The following is a 7,348-nucleotide window of genomic DNA, read 5'->3' as shown; positions in this document are numbered from 1 at the left end:
CATGGGCGTAGCCACTTTTATTGAGAACTCCTATGATACTGTTACGGCGAAAGAAGTAGTGTATAATACGGTTTGGTTTGAATCTGTTATGGTATTAATGATTATAAACTTTATTGGGAGTATAAAAAGATACCATTTAATGTCGTGGCAAAGATTATCGGGCTTAGTTTTTCATGGGGCTTTTATTGTTATTATACTTGGCGCGGGAGTAACCCGTTATTTTGGTTATGAAGGTAGGATGTCTATTCGTGAAGGAGCTTCAACAGATTTTATTTATAGCAATCAAGTCTATTTAAATGTTCGTGCTAATGACGGAACACAAGAATATAAAGTAGATAAACCTCTTGCTATAAGTATGCTCTCGGATAATAATTTTGATTTAGCTATAAAAACAGCCAAAGGAGATGTTGGAATCGTCTACAAGGGTTATTTAAAAAGTGCGAAAGAAACCTACGTAGCTGGGGGTGAAGGTGGGGTTACTGTACTCTCGCTAACGATTAGTGATGAAGGCGGCCATAAACATGAAATCACATTGAAAGATGGGGAAATTAAAATGATGCATGACACACCCATATCTTTTAATAATAACCAACGCCCTGATGGCTTAAAAATATCAGGAAAAGTGGGGCAATTGTTTGTTAGCTATCCAGCTAATATTATAACTAAAGCCATGCCGTCAATGGAAGAAATCCTAATACTTAAAGACAGTTTGGGTGACTTTAGTCGTATGCATTTATACCAGCCCGAAGGTTCTGGGATTTCAGTTGTTATGACTAATGCAGCTAATAATATGGTCGTAAAATATGTAGAAGGTGACCTTGACCAGAGTGGCCCTGGAGCACTAATCCTTGATGTTACCCATAATGGAAAAACAAAAGAAGTGACTGTTTTAGGCGGAGAAGGGTATATAGAAAACTATGTAGATATTCCTTTAGAAGGTATCGATTTTAAAATGTCATATGGTGCAGTAAAAATACCTCTTCCTTTTGCTATTCAGCTTAATAAATTTGAATTGGAACGTTACGAAGGTTCCATGAGCCCTTCGTCGTATGCTAGTGAAGTTACCCTAATAGATAAAGAAAAAGGCGTTAGAATGGATCACAGAATTTTCATGAATAATGTTTTGGATTACGATGGGTATCGATTTTTTCAATCCTCATATGATCAAGATGAAAAAGGAACAGTATTATCTGTTAATCACGATTTTTGGGGAACTTTGATAACTTATATTGGGTATGCCTTAATGATTTTAGGATTTGTATGGACTTTGTTTAACAGAAATTCTAGATACTGGGACTTAATGAAAAAAATCAAACAATTACGCGAACGTAGACAAGCGCTACTGATTGCTGTTTTAATGGCATTTTGTGCAACAGGCGTCTTTGCTCAACAAGAAGGGCATCAACATGAAGGACATCAACAAGCAAATCAACCTCAAATTAATCCTTATTCTGTGAGTGCTGAACATGCCGAAAAGTTTGGGGAACTTGTGGTACAATTATACGAAGGAAGATATGCCCCAATAAATACATTAGCGGTTGATGTAATGCATAAAGTGTCTAGACAAGACAAATTTGACATTCCAGGTAGAGGTGAAATGACAGCCGTTCAGGTTTTTTTAGATATGGTTTTAAACGCAGAATTCTGGAAAGAACAAAAGATTATTTATGTAAGTGAAAAATCAGTAACAGATATTATTGGTCTTACAGGAAAGAACGTGTCGTTTAATGACTTTTTTAACGAGACAGGACAATATAAATTACAAGCATTTTCCGAAGAAGCATTTAGAAAACCAGAAGCTGAACGCAATACTTTTGATAAAGAAATTATAAAAGTAAATGAGCGTTTAGAAGTATTTATGATGGCCTTTAAAGGGGAAATGTTAGATGTTTTTCCTGTACCAAATTCAGAAAACAACAAATGGGTAAGTTGGGATGACCAATTGGCACAACAAGAAATAATGGGTAGCATAAGGATTATTAATGACGATTTGCAATTACCAGTATTGAATTATAGTAATGTCATGCGGGCATATTTTACCGAAACATACAATGCTACTAATTCTTCTGATTATAGTAAAGCCGAAAAGGTGTTAGGGTATATAAAAAGTATTCAGAATCAGGGTGCAGTTTCAGGGGTTATGCCTTCAGAAAATAGAATTGCTAAAGAAATTAGTTATAACAAATCGAATATTTTTATCAATTTAAAAAATCTGTACGCTTTATTGAGTGTACTGCTATTATTTCTTGCTTTTGTTGATAATTTAAGATCGAAAAAGAGTAAATGGTTAACCTGGCCTTTACATGTATGTATTGCTGTTTTGGCAGCAGCTTTTCTGTACCACACGTACGGTATGGGAATGCGTTGGTACTTATCAGGACACGCACCTTGGTCTAATGGTTATGAAGCTTTGATATTAGTGTCTTGGGCAAGTTTATTGGCAGGGTTTAGCTTTATGCGCTATTCAAAAATTACCTTGGCAGCAACCTCCTTATTAGCATTTTTTACATTAATGACTGCGAGTCATAGTAGTTATGATCCACAATTAACCAACCTTCAACCAGTTTTAAAATCATACTGGCTAATTATCCACGTAGCTACCTTAACTATTAGTTATGGATTCTTGGGATTAGGGTTTGTTTTAGGTCTTTTTAATATGGGTATATACCTGTTTAAAACACCAAAAAACGCAAAACGTCTTTCATTAATCACCCAAGAATTGACCTGTATCAACGAAATGAATTTAACCATAGGGTTGTTACTAGCCACGGTTGGCACTTTTCTTGGAGGTATCTGGGCCAACGAAAGCTGGGGTCGTTACTGGGGATGGGATGCAAAAGAAACATGGGCTCTGGTAATTACCGTTGTTTATACTATTATTTTACACCTGCGATTGGCACCGAAAATTAAAGGAGAATTTGTGTTTAACGTAGCGGCTATCTTTGGTTTTGGTTCGGTATTAATGACCTTTATAGGTGTGAATTACTACTTTACCAAAGGGATGCACAGTTATGCTAGTGGAGAAACACCTGTGTTTCCAGTATGGGCATGGATCGTTATTTTAGTACTGATTCTTTTGGTTGTTATTGCAGGTTTAAATAAACATAGAATAGACAAGATTGAATATAAGGAGGGAGAGGAATAGTCCACGTTAACTTAACAAAAAAAAACAAGGATAGATTAAGCTAACTCCAGTACAGCTAATCTTTCTTTGTTTAAGAAATAGAGCAATAAAATTTAAATTTGTATTTGACAAGTAAAAGGATAGTGCATAAAGAAATATAAATAACATTTGTTGCATACAAATTTAAATTTTAAAGTAGATGATAAGAGTGGGTTTCTGTATTATATTTTTTTCTTTTTCCATATTGGTTACAGCCCAAAATGGTAAAAGACAAAATAAAGAGGGGATAGAAAAGAATAAAGAACAGGACCATTCTGATTCAACTTTTTCTCTAAGTAAAGCATCAAAGGTTTCAATCTACCACGAGGGAGCTATAAGTGCATTGGGTTTACACATAAATCCCAGGACTTTAAGATCTAGTTTCTGCCTTTCTTGTCATGATGGAGTTTCTGCCCCTGAGGGACATACTTCTACAAATGTTGGAAATCCAAAAAATGTTAACCCAACATCCTTTTTGAGTTTTAATCATCCCGTTGCATTTAAATTCACAAAAGAATTGGCATTATCTAAGCACTATTTGAATGATCCTTATACTACGCCTTCTGGTTTGGGTGGAACCATTGCCCAAGACCTGCTTGTAGAAGGAAGGATTGAATGTATCAGTTGTCACAATATATTATTTGATCCTAAGAATCTAAAAAAATTTGAAATATTAAATATAAGTAATGTCAATAGTGGATTATGTTTGACTTGCCATAATAGATAATTTTAGGAAACCATATGCCAAACAAAAGTTGGATAGAAATTTGGTATTTGTTTACTTTGGTAGTTAGTTTCTCCACTATTTATAAAAAAAGATAGATTCTTTCCTCCGGAAATTCAAGCTAATCAGTTGGCTAACCATTTTGCAAGGTTTTTCCCTAGTAAATAATTTGAGTCTTTAAGAAATTTGTTTTGAAAAATAGCGTCATCTGAAAATACAACAAAATGGCCCAGTCCTATTTTTCCCTCTAGTATGGTGGCAAATGCTTGTTGTATGTCGGGATGATTATCACCATCCAAATCTATCCATGATTTCTCACTTGTTTGCGCTACAATTTGCACATTTTCTTTAGTAGCCAACAATGCCCATCCTCCATAAACGCTAAATTGTTTTAAATTATTTGTTAGCTCATGTGTCTTTAAATCGACCACATTGAAATCAATATTATGAACGCCAATCATCAGCTCTTGTTCATGAATTGTACCACTGGATACAGAAACATTCATGGCGTGTAAAAGATTGTCAAACGGAGGACCAATATGGAGCATAACACTTAATGTTCCTCCTTTCTCAATAAAGCGTAATATAGCTTCAATTTCAGGCTGTGTAATTGGTTTGAAAGCTCCCGAGATTACTAAGGCATCAACGTCTGTCAGCACTTCATCCGTAATTTCTGATTTGGATGTTTTGATGACCCATCCTTCTTTTTCAAATAGTGTAGAAAGGCTTGACAAATCAAGCTCTCCTGTTTTACCTGTAAGAAAAAATTGACCATGGTTTTCATCAAAAAGTACGGTTTTTTTATTTGTAGCAAGTAAAGAATTTAAGGATAATAATAATGTTAGCAGGGCTAATTTGGCAACAGTTTTTTTATATTTAGACATTTTATTTTTTAATTTTTATTTAGTTAATACACAGACAAAAATAATAAAAATAACCCATTGAGTGAAATAATCAAAGTCTAATTACATCCAACGGATTCATTAAATTTTACAACAACTTTTAGATGAAGAATAATGATCTTGGGTGATAGTTCCACTTGGAGCACGATCCAAACTAGGAGCGAAGATTCCTTATCTACTAACCCTGAGTGCTTCATCGAAGGTCATTGCCGTACAGTACAAATTATCGTCACCCTGAGCCTGTCTTGTCCTAAAATAGCTATACACTAACAAAGAGTGTATGGAAACCAAAAAAAAGAGATTGTGTATATACTCGAAGGGCATATAACGCATTACAGGAAAGAGTTATCGTCAAAGTGCACGATTATTGCAAAGAATCAGAAAGGAACTAAACAAGCACCAAAATGAGTTTGTGAGCATAGAAGATTTCTGCCAGTTCACCAGCCTAAAGCAGTAGCAGGTGGAACTATTGATTATTGGATAGTAAATACTTTATATCGTTTGTGATTTGTACTACTCCTAATTATATCCGTACAAATCAAATTTGTTTTTTACAACAACAAGTATATGTTGGTTTTTATATTCATTGATTGTGGGCTTAATGTGGGCTAAAACTAAAATAAATAAACCCAACACCTATTTCTACTATGATTAGGAATTTAATTCAACGGAAAATGAATTATGCAATGCCATACAACGAGGTTTTCTGTGAAAAGCTTCCAATGCATCAGGAGTGGGGTTTGCAGGCTAAAAAGAATTATATTCGGTTGTGGACAAATTTTAATACTTAATTGTATTTTGTGGCTAAATGTGGGCTAGAATAGAAATAAAAAATCGTAAACACCTTGTTTATAAGTCGTTTACGATTCTTAAAAGTGGTCCCACTTGGAATCGAACCAAGCACCTACTGATTATGAGTCAGTTGCTCTAACCGAATGAGCTATAGGACCATTTATGCGGTTGCAATATTACCACTATTTTTAATTTGTTGCAACTATTTTTGAACTAGATTTATAGACTGTTGCAATATAATGATATATTATTCAGAAAAAGTCTGATTATTAGAATCCTTAACAAAATATTATTATCGAATTTCCTGACACAATTCAATCAGAACCCCATTTGTGCTTTTTGGATGTAAAAAAGTTACTAATTTATTATCCGCCCCTTTTTTTGGAACATCATTTAAAATAACAAAACCTTCGCTTTTTAAACGGGCTATTTCAACTATTATATCATCCACTTCAAAAGCAATATGATGAATTCCATCTCCTTTTTTTGCAATAAATTTTGCGATAGGACTTTCAGGGTTTGTAGCTTCAAGAAGTTCAATTTTGTTAGGACCACTCATAAAAAAAGCAGTTTTAACTCCTTCACTAGCGACTTCTTCTTCTTTATAAGCTGGTGCTCCAAAAAGTTTTTCGTAAATTATTGAAGCGTGTTCTAAATTAGCAACGGCTATTCCTATATGTTCAATTTTTTTCATTTTTGTATTTTATGTTTACCCCTTTAAATGTAACGAAAATTTGCGGTTTTCTAGATGTCTAAACCAAAATAAAATCAAAAATTTTATGTCTACATTATAAATATAGATATAAAACCCTTTTTGACGTTACGACTTTGTAACTTTGCCACTCAAAAAATTAGTATTTTTGCACAATGGAAACAAATAGACAGAAAAAAATAGGTGGCGTTATCCAAAAAGATTTGGTTGACATTCTACAAGGTGAAGTGAGAAAAAACGGAGTTACAAATTTAATAATTTCGGTATCCAAGGTTAGCGTAACTACAGATTTATCAGTAGCGACGGTGCATTTAAGCATTTTCCCTCAAGATAAAGCCAAAGAAACTTTAGTGGCAATAAAAACGAATTCAAAATTAATCAAGCACGATTTATCTCAACGTGTACGCTTACAATTACGAAAAGTTCCTAATTTAGTATTCTTCATAGACGACTCTTTAGACTATATTGAAAAAATTGACAATGCTTTGTCTTCCAAAGAAAATCCTATAGAAAACCGTGATCTTTTAGAAAAACGCAGACATTCATAAATTGAATTTACCCCTATACATAGCCAAACGTTATATTTTTAGCAACAGTAAAAACAATGCCATCAATATTATAAATCGCATTGCAAGTATGGGAATAATCGTTGGTGCGATGGCTTTATTTGTGGTTTTATCAGTTTTTAGCGGATTAAAAGATTTTAGCCTTTCCTTTTCCAATAATATTGATCCTGATTTAAAAATTAGCAGCACATTTGGGAAATCATTTTTTGTTTCGCCAAACCAAGAAAACCAAATCAAGAAAATAGAAGGCATAGCTTCTTATAGCAAAATTATAGAAGAACGTGTATTATTTATTTTCAACGGAAAACAAGAAGTTACTAATTTGAAAGGTGTTGATTCAGCTTTTAGTAAAGTAAATACAATAAAAAAAACGCTATACAATGGAGAATGGCTAAAACCAAATACTTATGACGTAGTTGTAGGTTATGGAATTGCCGATAAATTTTCGATGGGTTTACTTGATTACAACAATTCGCTTGAAGTATTAGT

6 protein-coding genes and 1 tRNA gene are annotated in these 7,348 nt (G+C 33.7%); 4 read left to right on the top strand and 3 right to left on the bottom strand.

From position 1 onward, the window contains the following. The first annotated feature begins 139 nt into the window (after positions 1–139). The gene (gene ccsA, locus ACH2BV_RS15430) at positions 140–3,145 is read left to right on the top strand and encodes a cytochrome c biogenesis protein CcsA (RefSeq protein ID WP_395051678.1); all 3,006 of its coding nucleotides are present in this window, start codon (positions 140–142) and stop codon (positions 3,143–3,145) included. Between the two features lie 178 nt (positions 3,146–3,323). Next, positions 3,324–3,890, top strand: coding sequence for a hypothetical protein (locus ACH2BV_RS15425; RefSeq protein WP_395051677.1), 567 nt, complete (start codon positions 3,324–3,326; stop codon positions 3,888–3,890). Positions 3,891–4,012: 122 nt separating this feature from the next. Here the strand turns inward: ACH2BV_RS15425 and ACH2BV_RS15420 are convergent, their stop codons facing one another. The 3 genes from ACH2BV_RS15420 to mce all read right to left on the bottom strand — a co-directional run bounded on the left by ACH2BV_RS15420 (position 4,013) and on the right by mce (position 6,275). Then, positions 4,013–4,771: a DUF4350 domain-containing protein gene (locus ACH2BV_RS15420; RefSeq protein WP_395051676.1), complete on the bottom strand. Its 759-nt coding sequence runs from the start codon at positions 4,769–4,771 to the stop codon at positions 4,013–4,015. 894 nt (positions 4,772–5,665) lie between these two features. Further along, positions 5,666–5,739: transfer RNA gene (locus tag ACH2BV_RS15415), tRNA-Ile, on the bottom strand. A gap of 134 nt (positions 5,740–5,873) precedes the next feature. Beyond that, positions 5,874–6,275 carry a methylmalonyl-CoA epimerase gene (gene mce, locus ACH2BV_RS15410; protein ID WP_395051675.1) on the bottom strand — a complete coding sequence of 134 codons (402 nt, stop codon included), beginning with the start codon at positions 6,273–6,275 and terminating at the stop codon, positions 5,874–5,876. A gap of 173 nt (positions 6,276–6,448) precedes the next feature. Here mce and rbfA point away from each other — a divergent pair, with 173 nt between their 5' ends. Further along, positions 6,449–6,841: a 30S ribosome-binding factor RbfA gene (gene rbfA, locus ACH2BV_RS15405; protein ID WP_194310693.1), complete on the top strand. Its 393-nt coding sequence runs from the start codon at positions 6,449–6,451 to the stop codon at positions 6,839–6,841. Position 6,842: 1 nt separating this feature from the next. Further along, positions 6,843–7,348: ABC transporter permease (locus ACH2BV_RS15400; RefSeq protein ID WP_395051674.1), on the top strand; the 506-nt coding region annotated here is incomplete at its 3' end.

It is taken from the genome of Flavobacterium sp., from assembly GCF_043780635.1.
In the GTDB taxonomy this organism is placed as follows: domain Bacteria; phylum Bacteroidota; class Bacteroidia; order Flavobacteriales; family Flavobacteriaceae; genus Flavobacterium.
This window is presented reverse-complemented; position numbering and strand designations above follow the sequence as displayed.

Excerpts from the sequence above, each read along its gene's own strand:
- rbfA (WP_194310693.1), top strand. The coding sequence starts at position 6,449 with ATGGAAACAAATAGACAGAAAAAAATAGGTGGCGTTATCCAAAAAGAT.
- ccsA (WP_395051678.1), top strand. The coding sequence starts at position 140 with ATGTCGTGGCAAAGATTATCGGGCTTAGTTTTTCATGGGGCTTTTATT.
- ACH2BV_RS15425 (WP_395051677.1), top strand. The coding sequence starts at position 3,324 with ATGATAAGAGTGGGTTTCTGTATTATATTTTTTTCTTTTTCCATATTG.
- mce (WP_395051675.1), bottom strand. The coding sequence starts at position 6,275 with ATGAAAAAAATTGAACATATAGGAATAGCCGTTGCTAATTTAGAACAC.
- ACH2BV_RS15420 (WP_395051676.1), bottom strand. The coding sequence starts at position 4,771 with ATGTCTAAATATAAAAAAACTGTTGCCAAATTAGCCCTGCTAACATTA.